Origin of the sequence: Dehalobacter sp. DCM (assembly GCF_024972775.1) — a bacterium.
Classification (GTDB): domain Bacteria; phylum Bacillota; class Desulfitobacteriia; order Desulfitobacteriales; family Syntrophobotulaceae; genus Dehalobacter.
The window spans coordinates 3,460,040-3,479,299 of record NZ_CP092282.1 but is presented as its reverse complement, the minus strand read 5'-3'; the positions used below and the strand labels follow the sequence as shown (position 1 = coordinate 3,479,299).

General features: G+C 45.0%; 22 protein-coding genes. 20 read left to right on the top strand and 2 right to left on the bottom strand.

Annotated elements, in window-relative coordinates:
- Window positions 1–5: 5 nt before the first annotated feature.
- From LPY66_RS16170 to LPY66_RS16105, 14 genes are all read left to right on the top strand, one after another.
- Entirely contained in the window at window positions 6–632 is a 627-nt protein-coding gene (locus tag LPY66_RS16170; protein ID WP_337985283.1) for a LysM peptidoglycan-binding domain-containing protein, read from the top strand.
- Complete coding sequence (locus tag LPY66_RS16165; protein WP_337985282.1) at window positions 629–1,585, top strand: XkdQ/YqbQ family protein; 957 nt, start codon at window positions 629–631, stop codon at window positions 1,583–1,585. The genes LPY66_RS16170 and LPY66_RS16165 overlap by 4 nt, the downstream gene beginning before the upstream one ends.
- Window positions 1,586–1,592: 7 nt before the next feature.
- On the top strand, window positions 1,593–1,994 hold the full coding sequence (locus tag LPY66_RS16160; protein WP_337985281.1) for a DUF2577 domain-containing protein: 402 nt from the start codon (window positions 1,593–1,595) through the stop codon (window positions 1,992–1,994).
- On the top strand, window positions 1,994–2,428 hold the full coding sequence (locus LPY66_RS16155; protein WP_337985280.1) for a DUF2634 domain-containing protein: 435 nt from the start codon (window positions 1,994–1,996) through the stop codon (window positions 2,426–2,428). Before LPY66_RS16160 ends, LPY66_RS16155 begins: the two co-directional genes overlap by 1 nt.
- Window positions 2,421–3,482, top strand: coding sequence for a baseplate J/gp47 family protein (locus LPY66_RS16150; protein ID WP_337985279.1), 1,062 nt, complete (start codon window positions 2,421–2,423; stop codon window positions 3,480–3,482). Before LPY66_RS16155 ends, LPY66_RS16150 begins: the two co-directional genes overlap by 8 nt.
- Window positions 3,479–4,045: a putative phage tail protein gene (locus LPY66_RS16145; protein ID WP_337985278.1), complete on the top strand. Its 567-nt coding sequence runs from the start codon at window positions 3,479–3,481 to the stop codon at window positions 4,043–4,045. The genes LPY66_RS16150 and LPY66_RS16145 overlap by 4 nt, the downstream gene beginning before the upstream one ends.
- Window positions 4,046–4,183: 138 nt before the next feature.
- Entirely contained in the window at window positions 4,184–5,998 is a 1,815-nt protein-coding gene (locus tag LPY66_RS16140; protein WP_337985277.1) for a hypothetical protein, read from the top strand.
- A gap of 21 nt (window positions 5,999–6,019) precedes the next feature.
- Window positions 6,020–6,310 (top strand): hypothetical protein, encoded by a 291-nt coding sequence (locus LPY66_RS16135; RefSeq protein WP_337985276.1) that lies wholly within the window; start codon window positions 6,020–6,022, stop codon window positions 6,308–6,310.
- Entirely contained in the window at window positions 6,307–6,444 is a 138-nt protein-coding gene (locus LPY66_RS16130) for a hypothetical protein (protein ID WP_337985275.1), read from the top strand. Before LPY66_RS16135 ends, LPY66_RS16130 begins: the two co-directional genes overlap by 4 nt.
- An 89-nt stretch (window positions 6,445–6,533) precedes the next feature.
- Window positions 6,534–6,785 (top strand): hypothetical protein, encoded by a 252-nt coding sequence (locus LPY66_RS16125; RefSeq protein ID WP_337985274.1) that lies wholly within the window; start codon window positions 6,534–6,536, stop codon window positions 6,783–6,785.
- Between the two features lie 356 nt (window positions 6,786–7,141).
- Complete coding sequence (locus tag LPY66_RS16120; protein ID WP_337985273.1) at window positions 7,142–7,519, top strand: hypothetical protein; 378 nt, start codon at window positions 7,142–7,144, stop codon at window positions 7,517–7,519.
- A gap of 51 nt (window positions 7,520–7,570) precedes the next feature.
- Window positions 7,571–7,885, top strand: a complete 315-nt coding sequence (locus LPY66_RS16115) for a hypothetical protein (RefSeq protein ID WP_337985272.1) — start codon at window positions 7,571–7,573, stop codon at window positions 7,883–7,885.
- Between the two features lie 386 nt (window positions 7,886–8,271).
- Complete coding sequence (locus LPY66_RS16110) at window positions 8,272–9,495, top strand: MFS transporter (protein WP_337988117.1); 1,224 nt, start codon at window positions 8,272–8,274, stop codon at window positions 9,493–9,495.
- A gap of 96 nt (window positions 9,496–9,591) precedes the next feature.
- Window positions 9,592–10,854, top strand: coding sequence for an O-acetylhomoserine aminocarboxypropyltransferase/cysteine synthase family protein (locus LPY66_RS16105; RefSeq protein WP_337985271.1), 1,263 nt, complete (start codon window positions 9,592–9,594; stop codon window positions 10,852–10,854).
- Here the strand turns inward: LPY66_RS16105 and LPY66_RS16100 are convergent.
- Complete coding sequence (locus LPY66_RS16100; protein ID WP_337985270.1) at window positions 10,840–11,328, bottom strand: HD domain-containing protein; 489 nt, start codon at window positions 11,326–11,328, stop codon at window positions 10,840–10,842. The genes LPY66_RS16105 and LPY66_RS16100 overlap by 15 nt on opposite strands.
- Before the next feature lie 333 nt (window positions 11,329–11,661).
- Here LPY66_RS16100 and LPY66_RS16095 point away from each other — a divergent pair, with 333 nt between their 5' ends.
- Complete coding sequence (locus LPY66_RS16095) at window positions 11,662–12,519, top strand: SatD family protein (protein WP_337985269.1); 858 nt, start codon at window positions 11,662–11,664, stop codon at window positions 12,517–12,519.
- 4 nt (window positions 12,520–12,523) lie between these two features.
- Window positions 12,524–13,294 (top strand): DUF3307 domain-containing protein, encoded by a 771-nt coding sequence (locus tag LPY66_RS16090; RefSeq protein WP_337985268.1) that lies wholly within the window; start codon window positions 12,524–12,526, stop codon window positions 13,292–13,294.
- Here LPY66_RS16090 and LPY66_RS16085 read toward each other — a convergent pair.
- On the bottom strand, window positions 13,291–13,554 hold the full coding sequence (locus LPY66_RS16085) for an antibiotic biosynthesis monooxygenase (RefSeq protein ID WP_337985267.1): 264 nt from the start codon (window positions 13,552–13,554) through the stop codon (window positions 13,291–13,293). The two genes, LPY66_RS16090 and LPY66_RS16085, sit on opposite strands and share 4 nt — an antisense overlap.
- Window positions 13,555–13,825: 271 nt before the next feature.
- Here LPY66_RS16085 and LPY66_RS16080 point away from each other — a divergent pair, with 271 nt between their 5' ends.
- The 4 genes from LPY66_RS16080 to LPY66_RS16065 all read left to right on the top strand — a co-directional run bounded on the left by LPY66_RS16080 (window position 13,826) and on the right by LPY66_RS16065 (window position 19,258).
- Window positions 13,826–14,509 (top strand): pentapeptide repeat-containing protein, encoded by a 684-nt coding sequence (locus LPY66_RS16080; protein ID WP_337985266.1) that lies wholly within the window; start codon window positions 13,826–13,828, stop codon window positions 14,507–14,509.
- A 25-nt stretch (window positions 14,510–14,534) separates the two neighbouring features.
- A complete protein-coding gene (locus LPY66_RS16075; protein WP_337985265.1) occupies window positions 14,535–16,343 on the top strand; it encodes a MutS family DNA mismatch repair protein in 1,809 nt (602 codons plus the stop codon).
- Window positions 16,344–16,485: 142 nt separating this feature from the next.
- On the top strand, window positions 16,486–18,873 hold the full coding sequence (locus tag LPY66_RS16070; RefSeq protein WP_337985264.1) for a cyclic nucleotide-binding domain-containing protein: 2,388 nt from the start codon (window positions 16,486–16,488) through the stop codon (window positions 18,871–18,873).
- Between the two features lie 157 nt (window positions 18,874–19,030).
- On the top strand, window positions 19,031–19,258 hold the full coding sequence (locus LPY66_RS16065; RefSeq protein ID WP_337985263.1) for a glutaredoxin family protein: 228 nt from the start codon (window positions 19,031–19,033) through the stop codon (window positions 19,256–19,258).
- Window positions 19,259–19,260 lie beyond the last annotated feature (2 nt).

Sequence of the window (19,260 nt, the reverse complement as noted above, 5' to 3'; positions counted from 1 at the left end):
GACTCATGGAATTCTGGCTCATGAACGACAATAATACAGAGAAGCTGCAGCTCCCGGTCCCGCCGTCTTCCTTTCAAATTACCCGGGGAAATATCAACACGAAGGTCAATATCCAGGATGCCGGTGAAATCAATCTCATTGGCAAAGAGAAGCTGGCCTCGATTACCTTAAGCTCTTTTTTTCCGAAAGAAGAGTATTATTTTTGCCAATATACCGGATTCCCATCGCCGTATGATTGTGTCCACCGGATTGAAAGCTGGCGGAAATCCGGGAAGGCGATCCGATTGATTATTACTTCCACGGATATCAACATCGCTGCTTCGATTGAAAGTTTTCAGTACGGGGAAAAAGAGGAAGGGACCGGCGACGTCTATTTTACGCTGGAACTGAAAGAATATCGGCTGATAACCATTGAGACCGTTGCTTCGGCAGCTTCGACGACGGTCACGACGAAAAATGCAAGATCGACCGGAAGAGAAATCCCTTCATCCTATACCGTGAAATCCGGCGATACCTTATGGGCTATTGCCAAACGGTATTATGGCGATGGCTCCAAGTATCCTACCCTGGCCAGCAAAAATGGGATTAAGAATCCCAATCTGATCTATGTCGGGCAGGTATTGAAGCTATGAAAGTATATTTAATCGTAACAGACAAAAAAACGGACATCACCCAGCTTGTACAACGAATTGGTTGGAGTGGGGATGAAAAACAGGCTGCCAGAAAACTCGATGTTGAGGTGCTCTCTTCAACCGATCCGAATATACCAAAAGTGAATTTTAGCCCGGGGAATATGCTTAGTCTGTCAGAAGACAATGGAAAAGAGCTGTTCTCAGGGGTTATTTTTTATCAGGAACGATCCCGGTCAAGTAATACGCTGCACGTGACGGCTTATGACGGTCTGATTTATTTACTTAAATCCAAAGGGACATATAATTTTAAAAAGACGACCGCTGAAGCGATCGCAGCTAAAATAGCCGGTGATTTTGGCGTTTCTGTCGGAGAATTGAAGAAAACCGGTATTGTCCAAAATCTGCTTGTCAATGCGCAAAGTCCTTATGAAAGTATTACGGAAGCCTACGCGGCAGCCGGCAAGCAAACCGGGAAGAAATATACCGTTCGTATGCAAAACGGGAGGTTATACGTTCTGGAAAAAGGGACAGTCACCGCGTCGCTCGTTCTCGGTTCCCATCTGAATATGATCGGGGCAACGTATTCGGAAAGCATTGAAAATATGATTAACCGGGTCAGGATCTATAACGATAACGGGGATAGCCTTGGCAAAGTGGAAAATACGGACTGGCTCAGAAGGTACGGTGTGCTTCAGGCGGTTTACCAGAAGGAACAATACAAAGATCCAAAGAATGTGGCTAAAAATATGCTGAATGGGTTGGAACGGAACGGGAATATTTCCGTTCTGGGAAACAGTGACTGTATCAGTGGGACTTCCGTAAGAATCCAGGAACCGGTTACCGGCATGAATGGGTTGTTTGAAATCGGTACGGATTGCCATACCTGGCATGAAGGCCATTATACCATGGACCTGGGACTGAAATTTACCGATGTGGAGACAAAAAAGGGGTGATATTCCAATGGATACCAAGAATCCTTATTCGGATCTGGTCAAAATCATGCAGACCCAGGGGAAAAAGTATAACCCACCATATATCCGTATCGGTCAGGTCACCAATCCATTGCCCAAAATCCGGATAAAGCTGGAGGATCTTCAGCTCGACCAGGATAATTTGGTGATGGCTGACGCGCTTCTCGATCATGGACTGCGGGCAAGCATGGCAGTGACAACGGGGAGTGGCGAAACATGCGGAGCTGCCGTAGGTGAACACGGATCACATTACCATAGTATTAATGAAGTCGGTTTTGCCGAAGGAGAGCTTTGCATCAAGAGCTGCCTAAAAAAAGGAGACCGGGTTGCTCTACTTCCTTTAGAAAACCAGCAACGATATATCGTTCTCTGCAAGGTGGTGAGTCTTTAATGGGTGAGGCGGTTTTCCCATTTATTTTAGATACGTATACGACAGACAGTTCCACAGTGCTTGAAGAATCTGCGATTTCTAAGGAATATGCATGGGATTTTGACCGTGACTGCTTTCTTATGGTGGATGGTAAATTGAGCACAGTCTCGGGGCAAGAAGCTATTAAGATCTGGGCGATGAAAGCCTTAAGGACACCGCGATACAGATATTTAGCTTACTCTTGGGCCTATGGCCACGAGCTCGAAAACCTGGTTGGCCAGAGTTTAAGCCAGGAAGCGGCGCTGAGTGAAGCCAAGCGGTATATCACCGAGGCGTTAAAGGTTAACCCATGTATTATTGAAGTGAAAAGTCTGAGTGTCGATCTTGCAGATGCGACACTAAAAATCGCGTGTACCTTAGTTACACAGTATGGGGAGGTGGCAGTGGTTGTTTGAAGAACAAACCTATGATGAAATACTGCAACGCTTAAAGAGCAAGGTGCCTTCCGGAATCGATCATTCGGAAGGCAGTTTTATTCATGATGTTTTATCCCCGGCAGCCCTGGAAATGGCTCAACTCTATACCAATTTAAGTTTGGCAATGACCCTTGCCTTCGCGCAAACGACCAATGGGCACTATCTTGATTACCGGGCAGGGGAACATGGGCTGACCAGAAAAGCAGCAACAAAGGCTGCGGGTGTCGTCAATGTATCCGGTACGCCGGGCGTGATTATCGCCCAAGGACAAATCTTCCTGACTGATGGGGGAATCGAATTCAAATCCACGGAAGAAACCACCATTCCCGCAGCAGGAACAGCAGAAGTCCTTATCCAGGCATTAGAAGAAGGGGTTACCGGTAATGTACCGGCTGAGGCAGTAACTACACTTCAGGTCGCACTTCAGGGCGTTACGGGAATCACAAACGAAAGCCCGATAACCGGCGGCACAGATGAAGAAACAGATGAGGACTTTCTGACTCGGCTATTGGTTAAGGTCCGTAGTCCGGCAACCAGTGGTAATGTCGCCCATTACGTGCAATGGGCGACGGAGGTCACCGGCGTTGGCGATGCGAAGGTATTTCCGTTATGGGATGGTGCCGGGACGGTCAAAGTGGTTATCGTTGATTCGGAGAAAACGCCCGCCGAAGCAGAGACTATTTCAGCCGCGGCAGCCTATATCGAATCCGTCAGACCGGTTGGTGCGGCGGTAACGGTGGAATCGGCTGTCGGGGTGAATATCACCATCGCTGCCACGGTCACTCTGGCACCAAATTATACACTGGAACAAGTGACAGCCTCTTTTGAGGACCTATTGGATGTGCATCTCAGAGATATTGCCTTCAAACAGAGTTATGTGAGTTTCGCCAAGATTGCCAGTACGTTATTGGAGACTCCCGGAATCCTGGATCACACCGGACTATTGGTTAATGGGGGGATTTCCAATATCTTGATCGGGACTGCCTTTGATCATTGCGAAGTGGCTGTAAGAGGGACGGTGACGCTGGCATGAGCGATCGGACAGTCATCGTAAAACAGTATCTTCCTGAGTGGCTAACGGAGAAGGAGCCGATCACGTCGCTGTTGGAATCTTTGGGGCAGGATACCGGTCAAGCGGAGGATTCCATCAAAGATGTTCTCGCCCAATGCTTCGTTGATACGGCTACCTGGGGGATGAAACACTGGGAAGAATATCTGGGAATCCTAGTGGATGAGAGCAAAGAGCTGAGTTCCAGGCGGGGTGTCGTCAAGTCAAAGCTCCGTGGGGCAGGGACGACCACGCCCGCCTTAATTGAAGCCACTGCTGAGAGCTATGAAAACGGGAATGTGGATGTCGTAGAATTCCCGAGACAAAACAAAGTTCAGATCAAATTTACCGACGTATATGGGATTCCCCCGTATATGTCGGATTTCGACACAGCCATTAACTACGTTATCCCAGCTCATCTTACGATCGAGTATCTTTATCGGTATCTGACGTGGGGAGAATTGGATGCAGCCGGAATCACCTGGGCTGACCTGGATGCCGCACAGTTAACTTGGGCGGAATTTGAAGCCTGGAATCCGAGTCAGTAGACAAAACTTGCAACGCCTAAGAATTTTAATCCAGGCGTAGAAGCGGCCCAACTCAAAAAGTACGCAGAGGCCAAAATAAAATCAAGTAGACGGCTGGAAAACTCCAGTTTTTTACTCTAAACGAAAGGGGAATATTCAATGGCTCAAACCTTGCCAAGTGGGATAATTTTACCGGACAGTAATGACAACGTCACCAGAGCCGCAAATATGGCGAACCTGCAAAAAATCAACGAATTGATACTTAAAGCAGGTGTCTACCTGGGGGAAGTAGCTGGGACAAATATCTATACGTCAGACTTTCCGCTGGATAATTACGTAGATGGTATGCTGGTAGTCATAAAAATTGGTACCGGACATACAAATACCGGGGCGTCTACCCTAAATATTAACGGGAAAGGTGCTTTAGCTTTGAAAAACGGCAAAGGATTAGACTTCGCAGCTGGGAAGCTGGAGGCCGGGAAGCAGTATCCTTTCCGCTTGAACGGTACGTCTTTTCTCTTACAGGGTGAAGGGGGGGAGTATGGAACTGCCACAGCAGATAAGGTACTGTACCCGTACACCGTAGGGACAGAAAACGGCTTAGTTCAAGGTACAATTCCTAATAACGGTGAACTGTACTATATGCCTGCAAGTGTAGAGCAATATGCTCCTGCCGGGTATATAACCGGAGGCGTTGTTGCGGGTGATGCAGACCTTGTCGCAGGCAATATTAAAGCAGGCGTAAGTATTTTCGGGGTTAACGGTACGTTACCTGAACCACAAGGCGTTTTAACTAACTTTGCGATAGACACTGGAGAGACAATTGCTGCCGGTGATTTTGTTCGGTTCTCAAAATCTATATCAACAGGAAGTGCTAATACACTGGCGACGAGTGCTAGTGCTTACTATTCATGCGTAAAGCTTACAGCTACTACAGCTTTAGTTGTTTATGACAACAAAGCTGTAGTTATTACGATTTCGTCAGGTACGGTTATATCCGCAGGAACTCCGTTGACGTACACCACTAACGCAACGCTTAACAGTGTAGCGCTGTTATCCAGTACCAAAGCTTTAGTGTGTTACGCAGACAGTAACAACGGCGCATACGGTACGGCTGTGGTATTAACTATCTCAGGGACAACTGTTACAGCAGGAACGCCTTCTGTGTTTAACAGTACGCTGACGCCTCAAAGTATATGTGCAATAGCCTTGTCGGACACCAAAGCCTTAGTAATGTATTGCCAGGATAATTCCACTAAATACGGAGCTGTAAAGGTTGTAACAATCTCAGGAACCTCGTTGTCGTTTGGGACAGCAGCAGTTTTCCAAAGTTCAGATACGTCGTATATAACATCTGCATTGATAAACACGTCTAGCGTACTGGTGTGCTATTCAGTAGGCGCTACTGGTTACGCGGTTGTGTTTACAGTATCAGGGACAACAGTGACAGTAAACACGTCGGTGTCAGGTATAGGCTATTACAACTTACAAATATCGCTGCTTAATTCAACGCGGGCCTTTGTCGTGTGCAAAGACTATTCTACGTCGGGTATACGCGGGTGTTTTCTGACTATAAGCGGCACCACTATTACGAAAGGTGCAGATGCTCTCGGTACATCAGGGTCTCTCGATAGCGTAACTTACAACCTTGTAACGTTAGCGCGAAATACTGTGCTGCTAGTCAGTATTCAATCAGGAGTACGAATGGCTAATTACGTCATAGACGTAGACTATGACAAACAAACATTTGTCGTCAACTCCGGTTACTCTATATCTACGCCTACTATATACGGAGCAGTTGGCGCTACCTTTGATTCATGCACAAGTATAGCTATGTACACATACACAAGTTTATTTGGTGCAAGAGTATTAAAAACAAACTACGCTAAAAAGACGCTGGCAGGCGGAGCCATCGGCGGAATAGCCAAAACTGCCGGGGTGGCTGGTCAGTATATAGATGTTTATATGTCTTAATCGAAGGAGGTAAGTGTAAATATGTACGTTATTCTTAACGGTGATGTAGTTGTTGCCACAGGTTCCAATGTCTATCCTGTGGAGAATGGGATATTTTGCGATAACATCATTTACGGAGAACCTGGGCTGACTATTGCCGAGACAGACGCTCCGTACGTTGTACCACAGAAGCATTTACTAATCGACGGTGTGGTTAGCGATAATCCAAACTATGTTGAATACGTCTCTCCTGAACAGCAGATTGCTCAAATGCAGGAAGAAACCGACCTGCTCACCATGGAAATCGCTGCTCTCAAAGGCGCGTCGGTATGAAACAGTTAACCAAAGAACGAAAGGCCGAAATAGAATCGAAAAAAGAAGAAATATGGAATAGAATTCTGACCCGGCTTGAAAAGAAGGGTAGAGTCAAAGACAAGTCAGCGACGCTTAAAAAGCTCATGAAGTGATTAAGCGTGGTTAGACCATATTAAGCACAAAGAGTACAGACCAGCGCTTGTACTCTTTTGTATGACAGAATTAAGGAAGCTAGAGTAGTATGAGCAACGGCTGCGAAAACCCGACGACTAAGGGTAACTGCCAGAAAATCATAAAATTTGAGGAACGTGTGCAGCAGATGGTAGGAACCGTAGCAGAGCTGCAAGGGAACCATAAGCAGACAGATAAGGCCGTAGCCGCGCTGCAAAGCGAGCATGCAGAAACGCGGGTATACATGAAGCAGGTATTAGAGCGTTTAGACAAACTAGAGGACAAAATACTGGATAAAATTGTAAACGCTTTATCAAAATAAGCACAAGCAACTAAGCACTGTACAGCCTCTTTGCGGGCTACTTCCGGGTCCTCGCCATAATCTAGGTCGAAGTAAAGGGGCGCTATAAATTGCTTCCCTTTTACCTTCGTCTTAGTAGCAAAGCGATGTACGGTAGCGAAACAGTTTTCTCAGATTTTTACACAGTTAATCTCGCAGCTATAGGAAGGAGTAGACGCACATATCTTAGAGCTTCTAGCTCTGAAAGGCGGTACCGTGTAATGAAGGACTTACAAGCGGACCGTAAGCAGTAATAGAGGCCAAGAAAAGCGAAATATTTGGCCGGATACTTACTCGCCTGTAACTAAGGGTAAAATCCAAAATGGAGGTTAAGAAAAATGCCCTTCTTCACCCAAAAATTATTCTTAAAGAAACCTACTGAAACAGAACAGGTGGACTTTAAGGACTATAACGACAACTTAGATACCATTGACAGCGCGATTCAAGAACATGTAACTGAAAAAATGGCGCATGCGGAGTTCTTAAGTCTCTATAAGCTTAATAAAGATGCCTTTAGCGTTTTTACAGAGATCCAGTGGAAACGAAAGAACGGCACTTTAGCCAAGAGGTCAGTCTTGAGCGGGGGCACTCCACCTAATTATTTGAATAAGACAGAGACTTACTATGGAGACGATGGTATTACCGTTAAGGCGACAAAGACGTATGTATTAACCTATGATCAAGATAATGAACTGATCAGTGAGGTACTGCAATAAAAAGATAGGAGCCAAAGACGCTATTTTTATTGCCAGAAGGGAGGAACACCGATGGCAGAAAACGCTAATCCTGTAACATCTGTTTCAAAAGACTTCTGCGATGAACGACATAAGGCACTTGCAGAATATGTGGGGAATGATAAGACACGATTAGAGAAACATGACTGCGAAATAAAAGATGTTCAGGAGGCTATCGTCAGATTAACCGCCCTTTTGGAGAAACATACGGAGACCGACGAGGACCATGAAATGAGGATCCGAAGTATCGAAGCTATGCCGGCGAAGAGATGGGATAGTGCGATCACCCAGATTATCACGCTGTTAATCGCTGCCGGATTTGGTGCCGCCATCGCCAATCTTGTCTGATCGAAACGGTATCTATCATTATTATTTCCCAATTACTGTGCCGTACTGAGCAGTTTATTCTGAACAGTATTTACGATTTGACTGCTGCACCGTGGTTGTTGCGCAGGGCTGACAATGGGCTCATCCTTTATAGGGTGAGCCCTTGTTTTGTTTGTCAACTCGCTGTCTGTGGCTATCCTATATGTAAAAAGATGGAGCGTGTTCATTTTTGTGGTATAATGATCCATGATTATTGATTAGCCTATCGAAGGCTCAGTTAAGAATCATTTAATGCCAAAGAATATGATTATGAAAAAGTTAGGAAAGATTAAAGCATGACTGACGATTTAATAAAAGAAGACGGAAACACTGAGAACCAAATAAACGGATCTGTGGCAGAAAACCCGATGCCGGAAAGCACTGATAGCGACTGGAAGAAGAAAATCATTCTCTTTCTGGCCAGCCAGACGCTGTCACTTTTTGGGTCGTCGCTGGTTCAATATGCCATCAGCTGGTATATCACCCTGACGACTCAGTCGGGTGTCATGTTGACGATTGCCATTATCTGCGGCTTCCTGCCGACTTTTTTCCTTTCACCCTTTGCCGGGGTCTGGGCGGACCGCTATAACCGGAAAATGCTGATCATCCTGGCCGATGCGGCCATAGCCTTGATGACGCTGATGATCGCCATCATCTTTCTTCTTGGGTATAAGGAAATATGGCTGCTCTTGGCCGTCTCTGCCGTCAGGGCCATGGGCACGGCAGTTCAAGCGCCAGCCGTCAGTGCATTAATTCCGCAAATGGTGCCTGAGGATAAACTCACGCAGGTGAATGCCACCAACTCCAGTATCCAGTCCCTGATCATGCTCGTATCGCCGATGCTTAGCGGCGTATTACTTACATTTGCCCCAATGGAGTCCATTTTTTTCATCGATGTTGCCACGGCCGCGGTGGCCATTACGGCACTGCTTTTCTTTTTACACGTCCCAATTCACGCCAAAGCGCAGCAAAACCAGAAAACAGGCTATTTCAATGACCTAAAAGAGGGTTATCAGTATATCAAGAATCACGATTTCCTTCTGACTATCTTCATCTTTTGCGCCGCCTATTTTTTCCTGGTAGCCCCCGCCGCTTTCTTAACGCCGCTACAAGTTGCCCGGAGTTTCGGCAGTGACGTTTGGCGGCTCACAGCCATTGAGGTGGCCTTTTCAGGGGGGATGATGGTGGGTGGTATTGTGATCGCCGCCTGGGGGGGCTTTAAGAATAAGATTCATACGATTGCACTGGCGTCCTTTATATCCGGGTTAGGTACTCTGGCTCTTGGTATGGTACCGATATTTTGGGTTTATTTGGCTATTATGGCGGTGATCGGAATCGTCATGCCGGCCTTTAATACGCCGTTTATTGTTTTACTGCAGCAAAAAGTAGAAGGGGATTTCCTGGGACGGGTATTTGGTGTCCTGACGATGATATCCAGCGTCATGATGCCCATGGGGATGCTTGTGTTCGGACCCGTTGCGGATATGGTCAGAATCGAATGGCTGTTGATTGGTACCGGCGCGTTGATGATGGTCGTGAGTATCCTGATGCGGTTCAACAAAGTGCTGATCGAAGCCGGGAAGCCAACCTAAGAGCGGACAAGATGGAATAATCGTTTTTTAGGCTACCCTATATCCAGGATTTAGAGTATTATAGATGTAAAACTTATTTCAGGAGGATCAATTTGCATGAGAGATGAGACAAAATGCATCCATTCAGGATATAGTCCGAAAAATACGGAGCCAAAGCAAGTTCCGATTGTTCAAAGTACGACGTATGTGTTTGATTCCACGGAAGATGTGGGCGACGTATTTGACGATCCGACCAAAGCATTGATTTATTCGCGCTTTGCGAATCCAACGGTTATGGCTGTGGAAAAGAAGATTGCTGAGCTTGAAGGCGGCGTCGGCGCACTATGTACAGCTTCCGGCCAAGCCGCTTCGCTCATATCCATACTCAACCTATGCAAAGCCGGGGACAGCTTTATCAGTACGACTCAGATCTACGGCGGTACCTTCAATTTATTCGCCGTATCCCTGAAGAACCTTGGCATCGAATGTATCTTTGTTGATTGTGATGCTGACGAGGAAACCATAAACCGTGCGTTTAAACCCAATACAAAAGCAGTTTTTGGCGAGACAATCGCCAACCCGGCATTAAGTGTATTCGATATCGAGAAATTTGCCACAATTGCGCACGCTCATGGTGTGCCCTTAATTGTCGATAACACCTTTGCCACACCGATCTTATGCAAACCGATTGCCTTTGGTGCCGATATCGTTGTTCACTCCACGTCAAAATATATGGATGGACATGCTGTCCAGGTCGGCGGCGTTATCGTTGACAGCGGTCGTTTTGATTGGGCAAACGGCAAATTCCCGGATTTTACTGAGCCTGACGAATCCTACCATGGCATTTCCTATGTCAACGATTACAGTGAGGCACCCTATATTATCAAAGCGAGGATGCAGTTAATGCGTGATTATGGCGCATATCCTTCAGCGAATTCTGCTTTCCTCCTTAATTTAGGATTGGAAACCCTGGCTGTCAGAATGGAGAGATATTGTAGCAACGCCATTCAGGTTGCCAAGTATTTTGAAGCCTCGGATAAGATTGAAAAAGTATCCTATCCTGGATTGGAAAGAGATAAATACTATCCGCTGACGCAAAAATATCTCAAGGGTGCCAGCGGGGTCATTTCCATTATCATTAAAGGCGGAAAAGAAAATGCGGTGAAATTCATGGATAGTTTAAAATTAGCCACGATCGAAGTTCATGTCGCCGATATCCGTACCTGTGTTTTACATCCGGCCAGCGCGACCCATCGCCAATTAACGGAAGAACAATTAGTCGCCGCGGGCATCAATCCCGGTATGATCCGTTTTTCAGTGGGACTGGAGAGTATCGAAGATATTATTGAAGATATTGAACAAAGCTTATCCGCGATATAGTTTATTCAAAAAATCTAAACCTGCCGGCGTCTTAAAGATTTTCTTGGCAACCTGTTGGATCGCTGTTAGTGAAAGTTGATCCTCAAAAGCATTCACTAGAAAATCGGCTTCAACCAGTATCTGATAATCCATTTCCGTAATATGATCATAGGTATGATGATGTGCGATCAGCCAGCACACCCGGTCGATTACGGACGGACTATAACCTAAATTTCCTAAAAGCATCTGCGCTTCCGGAGGCCCTTCGACTTGTTGGTAGCTTCCTGAGGCGCTGTTGTATTTTTTTTCGCTGTTTTTTATCCCGATATCATGGGTGACAGCGGCTATTTCAAGAATTTCCTGAGTGGCAGCATCCAGCCCTTCCATCGCACCGATGGCCTTGGCAAATCCATATACCTTTATAAAATGGTTAATACGCCGGACATCGCCTTCATAGTAGGCGATCATCGCATTAATTATCTTTCCTATATCCATTTTACACACCTCCTGATTTATCCAATAGGTCATTTTCAATCCGTTCACGCGCATAGAAGTATGGTTTGACAAGCGGAATATGAATCTTATTATACGTGAGTATCCCTTGTAAGAGAAGCATAAAGGCAAAAGGGGGACGCAGGGGACAAAAGGGACGTAGACCTTTGTCTCCTTGCAAAGGGAGACAAAGGTCTACGTCCCTTTTGTCCCCTGTCCCCCGTCACACTTGTCCACACGAGAAATGCAACGTTAATATATTGCTTATTTTATTTGCAATAATAATCTATTGCATTTTGTTGTGAGTGCCGTATAATAAAGCGTGAGGTGGTTATTATGCCCCACACGGCCATGATTATCGATATCGTCAATTCAAAGAAAATGAGTCCGAACGCAAGGGAAGAGATACAGGTTTTTATTAAACAAAGCTTAGCGGTTTTAAATCGACTTTTCCGACCTTCCTTGGTTTTTCCTGTTATCTTTAGTGCCGGCGATGAAGTGCAGGGACTATTTTCTGCGCCACACGCGGCTTTCATGTACTTCCGTCTGATAAGTATGATCCTGTCACCGCTCCCATTGCGCTGCGGTATCGGGGTCGGCGATTGGGATGTGAAAATCGTTGACGGAACATCAGCCGAGCAGGACGGGTCTGCCTACCATTTAGCCAGAAACGCAATTTCCCTTTCACACAAACAGGCAGGATCCTCTGTTTTATTCAACTCCGATACGGAAAACGATGCCTATATCAATACGCTGCTGAACGTATCGTGGTTACTCATCCAAGAACAAAGGGCGTATCAGAATCAGGTTTATGTCTTGACCGAATTGATGCAGCCATTCTATGACAAAAGGAGTATGGATGATGCTCATTTTGTGGAGGTATCTGATCTTGTAAGTGGAAAATATACCTTAAACTATTATATAAATCGCGATACCCTGCCAGGAAATGTCTGGCGTGATCTGAAGAAAAAGGATCTGTCCTGCGATCCGGTTTTTATTTTATCCGAATCCATCCTGGATACGAAAATGACCTTTGGTTCCACTCTAAAAAAAGGATTATCGAAAAAAATATCAAATATTACCAATACGACCCGACAAAATATGGATATGGTGATAAAGAATTCGAAATTACTTACAATCCGGCATATTGATCTTACAGCCATCGTTTGGATCCACAGGCATTTTCGGGGGTGATTGATTGGGATTTGTACTGCTGCTCGTCGCTCATTTTATCGGTGATTTTATCCTGCAAACCGCTGCGATAGCCCAAAAAAAGACGCAAAGTATCCGCTTTTTTGCCATTCATTGCTTGATTTATGCGGGGATTATGCTGATAGCGCTATTCAATTTCGCTTCCCTCAATTTAACTGCTGTTGGGGCCTATGTGATGATCGTCGGTACCCATGCTGTCGTTGATCTGCTCCGGATCAAGATTCTAAAAAGATCAGAAAAAGGCTTGAACCACAAAAAAACGGACCTGATCGTTTTTATTGCCGACCAAGTCGTTCATCTCGTTATTATTTTTGCCGCGGCGTGTCTGATTACAGAAAGCTGGATGATCTGGAATGACAAGGTCTACCACGGTCTGGTGTACCTCCTGCTTTATCTGATCTGTTTATCACCGACGGCGATTTTGATCAAGAAAGTATTCGTTTTTTTCTCCTTTCAGACAGATACCCATTCTGACAGCGCCGATAAGTGCATAACAGATAAGAACGATGACGATAAGCGCAAAGACGAATTGATCAGTAATGGCTATCTGATCGGTGTGCTTGAGCGGATTATTCTCCTCACGCTGGGGTTGAATGGGCAGATGGCAGCCTTCGGCTTCGTGCTCGCGGCAAAAAGCCTGGCCCGATTCAAACAATTGGAGGATAAAGATTTTGCTGAGAAGTATCTTGTCGGCACGCTCTTGAGTTCTGCTGTTTCATTATTTTGCATTATGCTCGGCAATGCGGTCCTATTTTAATATCTTTCTTCCATCACGTTCAGGAATTCTGGAGTGGCTTGAACAATCGGGTTATTTGAGCCAATTGTCCTCTTCCAATTCTCGTACGCTGCATGATCATCCCACTTGGAAACCAGAAGATAATCCTGCGTGTTTTCCTTTTGATTCAGTGATACGTATTTAAATCCTGAAACGTTTCCCATGCTCTGCAGGCTGTTGTGAATTTCGGGCAAGACGGTATTTAGATCCGGAGATTGAAAAGTATGAAAGACATTGATCATCACTGTATCCTCCTAAAATGAATAGATTTGTAAATAGTATGCCCAATACGAGCTATTTTACATCGTCTCAATTTTCTTTAGAGAATTTGATTACACTAGTTGATAATGGATCATATTAATCACTCAACTTTTTTTGATAATTGGAAGGAAACCCTCTCTTCTAATAGAAATGGTATACTATGGAATAATAGCTTACGGAAGCAATTATCCCTTATAAAAATGGAATAATCGCATTGAGTAAAACCAAAATCGTATCCACGGGGAGTCTGTTATGTCAAAGACGCAATCGTGCACTACTACTTCCATACACAAATGCTGCGCTACCCGTCCCATGTTTGATACGGAGTTAGAATCGTTAACCCTGACTAAAGAAAATATAGGGGATGACGCATTTTTTTCATATGTGAAGATCAGTGAATGTACATTGGATCATGTGGAGGCCGACCAGATCACTTTCAAGGAAGTCATCTTTCAGAAGGTCACTTTCGCGGAGGCCGCCTTAAGGCGTATTGACCTGATGAATGTACGTTTTCAAAATTGTGATTTATCCAATGCGGATCTGAGTCAGGCGATTCTCCATCGCGTTGAGTTTATTCACTGCAAGCTGATAGGGATTAATTTAACGGAAGCCACATTGCGGGACGTGACCTTTGACGCGTGCAACGGCCAATATGGATTTTTCAGTTTCACTAATTGCAAGCAGGTGTCCATCGGGCAAAGCCAATTCGTCTCCGCTGATTTTAAGAACGCTGTATTTTCGAAAGTTGATTTCCGCGATACCAATCTTCGGCAGGCGCAATTCAATTTTACCAAGTTAAAAGGCATAGACTTCACAACATGTGATATTGAAGGTATCGGAGTGAATATTGCCGATGTCAGCGGCGCAGTGGTGACAGGGCTGCAAGCGGTAGAACTGGCCGGTTTATTCGGACTGGTCGTCAAGGATAACGAATAATAATTAATAGAAAGAAGCGGATCAATTGCCTACACCAGAACAAAAATATAGCCAACTCAAAGAAAAATACCAATCCGAAATTGCCGAGCAGACTCGGCGCATTAACTGGATCAGCAACCTCAGACTGATTGTTTTTTTGCTGGCGGCAGTCTTGGGAATGGTCTTGCTGGTGAAGAAAAGCTATGGTTTATTTGGGGTTGGCCTCGGTTTATTCCTGATTGTGTTTGTCTATTTAATGACGGTTCATGAGTCCTACTTTAAAAAGAAGAAATATACCACGATGTTGCTGCAGATCAATAAAGAGGCCATTCAACGGATCCGCGGGGAATGGCATGCGTTTGCGGATGACGGCAAAGAGTTTTTGGATGATAACCATCCGTATTCACAGGATCTGGATCTGTTTGGCCAAGGCGGATTATTTCAGTTTATTAATACAGCGAAAACGTATCTGGGTAGAATACGGCTGAGGGAGATATTGATCTCGACGCCTAAAACGGTGGAGATTATTACGGAGAAGCAGGAAGCGGTGCGCGAGCTGGCCGCTAAGCTGGAATTCCGGCAGCAGTACCAAGCGGAAGCGATGCTGACAGCAAAGATGCATAATCCGGCAGCGCTGATTTCCTGGGCAAGGGAGATCGATGCGTTCTACAGGACACCGTGGATTATTTTTATTTGCCGATTTCTGCCCGTTTTAACGGTCGTTATCGGCGTTTTGACGTATCTCAAGGCCGAGCGGAATTACCTGCCCCTCATTGTGGCGCTTCTTGTTCAATTGGTCATTACCCGGATTAATGCAGGAAAAAGGGGAAAGGCCCTGGGTGTTGCCGCTCAGTATATGGAGAATATCCGGGTCTATTCCAAAATGATCGGTCTGCTGGAAAAACAAAACTATCATTCACCCTATTTGACCAACTTAATAAGCGGCTTGAAAGACAAAAAAGGACAAACAGCCTGCGCCCAGATTGATAAGCTGGCCGGTATTGTCGACAGAATCGGCAATAGAAACAATATGTTCTTCTTAGTTCTCAACGTTCTCTTCCTGCTGGATTATGAGTATATGTTCGCGCTGGAAAAATGGAAAGCTGAGTCCGGCAACGGCATCACGAATTGGTTGGAAACCATAGCCGAATGTGAAGCGTTAGCCAGTCTGGCGGTATTGCCCTATGATCACCCGGAATGGGCGATGCCGATTGTGTCCAGGGGAATGCCTTCCCCGGTTTTTGCTGCTGAAGCAATGGGGCATCCCTTGCTGACGAAATCTTCGGTTGCCAACGATTTGGAGTTTGCCCCCCCCAGAAGCATCCTGTTGATTACCGGTTCCAATATGTCCGGAAAAAGCACACTGCTTCGAACAGTCGGCATCAATCTGGTGCTGGCTTATGCCGGAACGGCTGTCTGCGCCAAAACGTTTCAATGCTCGTTGATGGAAATCTATACCTGTATGCGGGTCAATGATAATCTGGAAAAGAATATATCCGCATTCTATGCGGAGCTATTGCGGATTAAGGAGATCGTCCGGGCGGTGGAAGAGGGTAAAACCATATTCTTTTTACTGGATGAGATCTTTAAAGGGACCAACTCGATTGATCGCCATACCGGAGCGAAGGTGCTGATCAAGAAGTTCGCCCAGGCAAACATCCTGGGACTGATCTCGACCCATGATTTGGAGCTGGGCGAGCTGGAAAAGGAAAGCAGCCGGATCAAGAATTATCATTTTCAGGAGTACTATGTGAATGGGCAAATCAGTTTTGACTATAAGCTCCGAGACGGCGTTTCCAAAACGCGAAATGCTGCTTACTTAATGAAGATGGCAGGAATCGATGTCACTGAATAACTCGTATCAATTTTAAGTTCGTTTCCTCTAACCAAAGGCCGTTGCACATCGTTTTAAAACAATATCGTAAAAAACCTATTGGCATTAAAAATGGGATACGGTATAGTGATATTAGGCCTTCGCAAAAAGGGGAGTGGAATGAATGCAAGACGAGATACTCAGTTCCCTTTCAAAGGTTACCATCCTCGACGGATTATCTACACACGAATTATTCGAGTTGAAGAAAGACTTTCAATGGGAGACCTTTACTAAAGAGGCTATTATTATTGAAGAAGGTCAAAAAGCCCAGTTTTTATATTTACTTGTGGAAGGCCAGGTTGAAATAAATAGCCGGAACCAGGACTATAACACGCCGCAAACCTTTGGGCCCGGTCAGGTGTTTGGTGATTTGTCGCTGGTAACAGGCAGTGCTTCTTTTTATACCGCACATTGTCTTGAACCATGCCGATTTCTGCGAATGACCGCAGAAGACTTCGCGCGGATGCTGTTGCGTTGGCCCCGGATTTATCAGACGATCATCATTCAGCTAAGTGAATATCTTAACGAAGCAAACCAAATGCTTTCTGAAAAGAAGTATAAAGAAGTATTAAGCTCCGTTATCAAGTTGACCGAACATCAAGAAAGATATTACGGTATATGGGGCAGTGTTCGGACAACGTCCGAAGTGGAACAAACAATAGAGAAGCTTGTCAATCGGGTAGGGAATTTACTTATCCGGGGAGAAAGGGGAACCGGGCGACAAATGATTGCGTGGCATGCGCATCAGCGGCTTTTCGGTGAAACTGCCCCTTTTGTTGTTGTTGATGGCCGACGCTTTGAGCAGCAATGGGAAGGACTGTTATCGAAGACAGGGACATATAGCGCGGATTCATCAGGTATGCCGCATTACAGTCTATTTGATATCGCTTTAGGTGGAACCATATTTATTCATGATATTGATCAGATTTCTATTGCCGGGCAGCTTAAATTAGCAGAGTTGTTACAGTACCACAAGAACAAGAATTTTATTATTGGAAGCATTCAAACCACAACATCCGGTGAAGGACAAGTCGTTCCGGAATTACAATCATGCTTTATGCATACACATTATGTCAAACCGCTGCGCGAACGGAAACGCGATATACCGATTATAACCCAGGGAATCCTGGAGATGCTGGCACAAAGGAACAAACGCGTTCTCCCTTCCCTGACGCCGGAGGCAATGCAGCTGTTACTCTCGCACCACTATCGGCAAGGCAATGTCAATGAACTGATTCAAGTGATTGAGAGGGCTTTCTTTCTTGCATTGGAAGATGTTATTGGTCTGGAACAAATTTTTTTCGGACCGACATCAGAGAAAATCGGCCGAAAAATTAACTTGCTGCAATGGTCATTCTTTAATAAATTCTTTAAAGAAAGCTCCGGCATTCTGTGGCTTCGGAGAATATCAGCCGTCTTATTTATCGTGATTATTGTGGGGATGATCACCCCTCTGCCTATTTCGCCTGAGTTAAAAGTGCTGGCCCTGATCTGGGGACTATGGTGGCCGATTATCGCTGTTGTATCGCCTTTTCTGGGCAGAATATGGTGCACGGTATGTCCGTTTTCAACCATTATGGACTTTTTTCAAAACAGGTTTCATCCTAAACGTACGTTGCCTGCTGTCATTGTGAAATATGATTACTTAATTGTAAGTATCCTCTTTGTCCTTATTTTTTGGATCGAAGTTGTGAGCCATATGCGGTATAACCTGCTTTATACGGGAATATTACTCATCGTCATTCAGCTGGCCGCGATATGTGTCAGTATACTTTATCCGAGGCACAACTGGTGCCGACACTTCTGCCCCTTGGGTGGTTTTATCGGGGTTGCATCCATTGGGTCTTTTATGGAAGTGAGAGCAGACGCGACAGTCTGTCTGAATAAATGTACCACCTTGGAATGCTATGTCGGCAAAGGCGATATCAAGGGCTGTCCCATGTCCCAACACCTTCCTTATCTGGACAATAATCTCGATTGTAAGCTTTGCTTTAACTGCTTGCGTATTTGTCCCCATCATTCCGTTCAAGTGAATATTCGGATCCCCGCTCGTGAAGTATGGCATCTTACACGGATAAACCAAGGGTATGTGGTCTTTATCGGCGTAATCCTTTTCATTTTATTCCCGCTGAATTATTTTGAATCTCTCCGTGAAGTTTGGTCTGCAGATAAATGGCTTATGTGGTTCAGTGCAGCGTACATAACGTGCGCTCTGTTGGGGGGAGTATGCGGTTGGTGGATCGGAAGACCATTTAAAACCAAAGGGGCCTCAACCAGAATTAAACTGGTTTTTGCTGTCATACCATTGGTTATAGCAGGTCATATCATTTATCAGGCACGTTTCATTCCCGGAATTGACACAATTGTTCTTGGGCTGGGCAGTATAACGGCTAATGGATTTCAGTCAGTGTTTGTCCCGGTACTTCAAGTGTTTCAAGTCAGTGCGGCATTGATTGGATTACTTATTAGCGTACCTGCAATTTTGATCGTCTTATATAGAAGGAAGAAATAATAAGTAAAATCTAATAAGTAAAAGTACCATCATGAATATTGCCGCCGGTCTGGGGTAAATTTGTGCGGATACAAAGAAAGATTTATAATGAGTGGAGATGAGATCGACAATCATTATTAGGGTTTTATTCAATGCGATAAAAAAGAGGTCGGTTAAGATGCAGTTACAGTTGTATTATTTTGATGGATGTATCTATTGCCAAAAAGTGATTCGATTTATTGAGCAGAAAAATATCCCGATAACCTATAAAAATATTCATAAAGAACCGGACGCCTATCAGGAACTCATGCGGATTGGCGGCAAGAATCAGGTTCCATGTTTATTTATCGACGGCAAGCCCCTCTATGAATCCAACGAAATTATTAACTGGTTGAGGACGAATTAAAA

Excerpts from the sequence above, each read along its gene's own strand:
- LPY66_RS16170 (WP_337985283.1), top strand. The coding sequence starts at position 6 with ATGGAATTCTGGCTCATGAACGACAATAATACAGAGAAGCTGCAGCTC.
- LPY66_RS16165 (WP_337985282.1), top strand. The coding sequence starts at position 629 with ATGAAAGTATATTTAATCGTAACAGACAAAAAAACGGACATCACCCAG.
- LPY66_RS16160 (WP_337985281.1), top strand. The coding sequence starts at position 1,593 with ATGGATACCAAGAATCCTTATTCGGATCTGGTCAAAATCATGCAGACC.
- LPY66_RS16155 (WP_337985280.1), top strand. The coding sequence starts at position 1,994 with ATGGGTGAGGCGGTTTTCCCATTTATTTTAGATACGTATACGACAGAC.
- LPY66_RS16145 (WP_337985278.1), top strand. The coding sequence starts at position 3,479 with ATGAGCGATCGGACAGTCATCGTAAAACAGTATCTTCCTGAGTGGCTA.
- LPY66_RS16140 (WP_337985277.1), top strand. The coding sequence starts at position 4,184 with ATGGCTCAAACCTTGCCAAGTGGGATAATTTTACCGGACAGTAATGAC.
- LPY66_RS16135 (WP_337985276.1), top strand. The coding sequence starts at position 6,020 with ATGTACGTTATTCTTAACGGTGATGTAGTTGTTGCCACAGGTTCCAAT.
- LPY66_RS16130 (WP_337985275.1), top strand. The coding sequence starts at position 6,307 with ATGAAACAGTTAACCAAAGAACGAAAGGCCGAAATAGAATCGAAAAAA.
- LPY66_RS16125 (WP_337985274.1), top strand. The coding sequence starts at position 6,534 with ATGAGCAACGGCTGCGAAAACCCGACGACTAAGGGTAACTGCCAGAAA.
- LPY66_RS16120 (WP_337985273.1), top strand. The coding sequence starts at position 7,142 with ATGCCCTTCTTCACCCAAAAATTATTCTTAAAGAAACCTACTGAAACA.
- LPY66_RS16115 (WP_337985272.1), top strand. The coding sequence starts at position 7,571 with ATGGCAGAAAACGCTAATCCTGTAACATCTGTTTCAAAAGACTTCTGC.
- LPY66_RS16110 (WP_337988117.1), top strand. The coding sequence starts at position 8,272 with ATGCCGGAAAGCACTGATAGCGACTGGAAGAAGAAAATCATTCTCTTT.
- LPY66_RS16105 (WP_337985271.1), top strand. The coding sequence starts at position 9,592 with ATGAGAGATGAGACAAAATGCATCCATTCAGGATATAGTCCGAAAAAT.
- LPY66_RS16100 (WP_337985270.1), bottom strand. The coding sequence starts at position 11,328 with ATGGATATAGGAAAGATAATTAATGCGATGATCGCCTACTATGAAGGC.
- LPY66_RS16095 (WP_337985269.1), top strand. The coding sequence starts at position 11,662 with ATGCCCCACACGGCCATGATTATCGATATCGTCAATTCAAAGAAAATG.
- LPY66_RS16085 (WP_337985267.1), bottom strand. The coding sequence starts at position 13,554 with ATGATCAATGTCTTTCATACTTTTCAATCTCCGGATCTAAATACCGTC.
- LPY66_RS16080 (WP_337985266.1), top strand. The coding sequence starts at position 13,826 with ATGTCAAAGACGCAATCGTGCACTACTACTTCCATACACAAATGCTGC.
- LPY66_RS16070 (WP_337985264.1), top strand. The coding sequence starts at position 16,486 with ATGCAAGACGAGATACTCAGTTCCCTTTCAAAGGTTACCATCCTCGAC.
- LPY66_RS16065 (WP_337985263.1), top strand. The coding sequence starts at position 19,031 with ATGCAGTTACAGTTGTATTATTTTGATGGATGTATCTATTGCCAAAAA.